3 protein-coding genes are annotated in these 3,436 nt (G+C 61.5%); all 3 read left to right on the top strand.

Going from position 1 to position 3,436, the window contains the following annotated elements:
* Window positions 1–463: alpha-E domain-containing protein (locus B4E36_RS06325; protein WP_345900136.1), on the top strand; the 463-nt coding region annotated here is incomplete at its 5' end.
* Between the two features lie 6 nt (window positions 464–469).
* Window positions 470–1,360 (top strand): transglutaminase family protein, encoded by an 891-nt coding sequence (locus B4E36_RS06320; protein WP_345900135.1) that lies wholly within the window; start codon window positions 470–472, stop codon window positions 1,358–1,360.
* Between the two features lie 306 nt (window positions 1,361–1,666).
* Window positions 1,667–3,436, top strand: a 1,770-nt coding sequence (glgP, locus tag B4E36_RS06315) for a glycogen/starch/alpha-glucan family phosphorylase (RefSeq protein ID WP_345900134.1), incomplete at its 3' end; no start/stop codon positions are given.

The raw sequence follows: 3,436 nt of genomic DNA, 5'->3' as shown, positions 1-3,436 counted from the left end.
TCTCGTCCACGAAAACATGTATCGTTCGACCGGATGGCGGTTCCTGTCGATCGGCCGCTATCTCGAACGCGGCCTGCACATGACGCGCCTGCTCGGCGAGCTTTCCGGCGAGGACGCGCCCGACGGGGCCTTCGATATCCTGCTCGAAATCGGCGACAACGTCATGACCCACCGGCGTCACTACAACGTCAACACCGACCGGCTGACGATCACCGACCTCCTGGCGCTCGACCCGCAAAACCCGCGCTCGGTGCTGTTCCAGCTCAATCAGATGCTGGCCGAGGTCGAGAAGCTGCCGAGCCAGGATCACATGACCCAGATGTCTCCGCTCCACCGCGAGACCATGCGCGTCCAGTCCGGCCTTGCGGTGATGACCGCGAACTCCATCTCGATCGATTATTATGCGACGCTGGAGCGCGATTTCGAGGCGCTCTCCGACTGTCTCGCCCAAAGCTATCTGTGAGGGATGATGCTCTACGATCTCTCGCTGAAGATGGAATATCACTACGACACGCCCGCCTCGCTCGCGCGCCACATCACCCGCGTTTTGCCGCTGGCCGCAACCCAGCGCCAGCGCCTGATCGCCGGCCACGTCAAGTTCGATCCGCATCCGAGCGAGCAGCGCGGCTTCACCGATTTCTTCGGCCATCCGGCGATCGCGACGCTGATCGATCCGCCGCATCAGAGCTTCGCGGTCACGATGAAGGCGCGCGTCAATGTCGAGCCGCCACGCACCACGCTCGCCTTTTCGCCGGAACTGCCGCGCCTTCGCGAAGAATATGCCCGCATTCTCGATCTCGGGCGGGATTCGCCGCATCATTTCCTGAGCGCCAGCCCGCGCATTCCCCATGACCCCGCAATCGGCGCCTATGGCCGGGAAAGCGCCGCGCCCGGCATGAGCGTTCACCAGATAGCCAAGGCGATCTGCGCGCGCATTCATAGCGATTTCGCCTATGACGGCGAGGCGACGACGGTCGACAGCACGCCGATCGAGGCCTTTCACCTCAGACGCGGCGTCTGCCAGGATTTCTCCCATGTGATGATTTCGGCGCTGAGGGCGATCGGCATTCCCGCCGGCTATGTCAGCGGTTATCTCCGCACCATTCCCCCGCCCGGCAAGCCGCGGCTCGAAGGCGCTGACGCGATGCATGCCTGGGTCCGGGTCTGGTGCGGCGGCGCGCTCGGCTGGATCGAACTCGACCCGACCAACAATATCGAGGCGGGATCGGATCACATCGTGGTCGCCTATGGCCGGGATTATGCCGACGTGGTGCCGGTTCTCGGCGTCATGAAAACCTATGGCGAGCACAAGGCGACCCAGGCGGTCGATGTCGTGCCGGTCCCCGAGACGGTGCGCTGAAACGGGCTGGCGCCCTTTCGTCCGACATATTTGCGAGAACCTCGGATGTTTTCGGCCGACGATCAGATCCCTTCAGGTTGAAATGTCCCGGGTCATTTTCCTGCCGCTTTGCAGGACAAGCTGAAAGACAGTGCTTGAAGGCCGGAAAGAAATTCCCGCCCGTTACGATCGCTTTATTGCAAGTGCGTCATATCAGTGCATAAATTGCATTGTTAAGACGCCCATCAGGTCCTCCCGCACTGAGGGGCCGCAATTTCAGACGGTCGATGCTTCCGATTTTCCAGCTTTTATTGACGGAAAAAAACAATGAACAAAGTGACCAACCCCGATCTCCCGCTGCCCACGCCCCGCTCTCACGATGCCGACGAACTGGCCGCCAGCATCCTGGAAAAGCTGATCTATCAGGTCGGCAAGGATACAATCGTCGCCAAGCCGCATGACTGGCTGCGCGCCGTTATTCTGGCTATCCGCGACCGGGTCACCGACAAGTGGATGGAATCCACGCGCAAGACCTATGAAGCCGGCTCCAAGCGGGTCTACTACCTGTCGCTGGAATTCCTGATCGGCCGGCTTTTGCGCGATGCAATATCAAACCTCGAAATGATCGACGCGATCAACAAGGCGCTCGCCAAGCTCGACGTCAATCTGGTGGAGATCGCCGGGCTCGAGCCCGATGCCGCGCTCGGCAATGGCGGTCTCGGGCGGCTTGCGGCCTGTTTCATGGAATCGATGGCGACGGTCGACGTGCCGGCCTATGGCTACGGCATCCGCTACGTCAACGGCCTGTTCCGACAGGAGATCGCGGACGGCTGGCAGGTGGAATTGCCGGAAAACTGGCTCGCCCACGGCAACCCCTGGGAGTTCCACCGCCGCGAAAGCACCTATGAGATCAATTTCGGCGGCAAGGTCGACATCATCGAGGAAGGCGGCAAGGAGCCGCGCTATGTCTGGAAGCCGGCCGAACGGATGATGGCCGAGGCCTACGACACACCCGTCGTGGGCTGGCGCGCCAAGCGCGTCAACACGCTCCGGCTCTGGTCGGCGGACGCGATCGATCCGATCCTGCTCGACAAGTTCAACGCCGGCGACCATATCGGCGCGCTGCAGGAAAGCACCAAGGCGGAGACGCTCACCCGCGTGCTCTACCCCGCCGACGCCAATCCGGCGGGCCAGGAGCTGCGGCTGCGGCAGGAATATTTCTTCTCCTCCGCATCGCTGCAGGACATTCTCCGCCGCCACAAGCAGCAGTTCGGCGATCTCTCCAACCTGCCCGAAAAAGTCGCGATCCATCTCAACGACACCCATCCGGCGATTGCCGTGATCGAGATGATGCGGCTTCTGATCGATATCCACGACATCGCCTTCGACGAGGCCTGGGATATGACGGTCAAGACCTTCGCCTACACCAATCATACGCTTCTGCCTGAAGCGCTGGAAACCTGGCCGGTGCCGCTGTTCGAGCGGCTGTTCCCGCGCCACATGCAGCTGATCTACCAGATCAACGCGAAGATCCTGCTGGAGGCCCGCAAGCAGAAGGGCGCCACCGACGAGGCGATCCGCCAGATCTCGCTGATCGACGAGGGCGGCGAGCGCAGGGTCCGCATGGGCAACATAGCCTTCCTCGGCTCGCATTCGATCAACGGCGTTTCGGCCCTGCATACCGAACTGATGAAGGAGACGGTGTTCTACAATCTGCACCGCATTCATCCCGACCGGATCAACAACAAGACCAACGGCATCACGCCCAGACGCTGGCTGAAGGAGTGCAATCCGGGCCTCACCCGGCTGATCCGCGATGTCATCGGCGACGAGTTCCTCGACGACACCGAAAAGCTGAAGGCGCTCGACGCGTTTGCCGAGGATTCGAGCTTCCAGGAGCGGTTCGACGCGGTCAAGCGCGAGAACAAGGCGCGGCTCTCGAACCTGATCGGCGAACGGCTCGGCACCCGTATCGATCCGTCGGCGATCTTCGATATCCAGATCAAGCGCATTCATGAATACAAGCGCCAGCTTCTCAACATCATCGAGGCGGTCGCGCTCTACGACCAGATTCGCTCCCATCCGGAAATGGACTGG

This window comes from Martelella sp. UBA3392 (assembly GCF_002358775.1).
Classification (GTDB): domain Bacteria; phylum Pseudomonadota; class Alphaproteobacteria; order Rhizobiales; family Rhizobiaceae; genus Martelella; species Martelella mediterranea.
The sequence above is the reverse complement of the archived record's forward strand: the minus strand, read 5'-3'. Positions and strand labels throughout refer to the sequence as shown.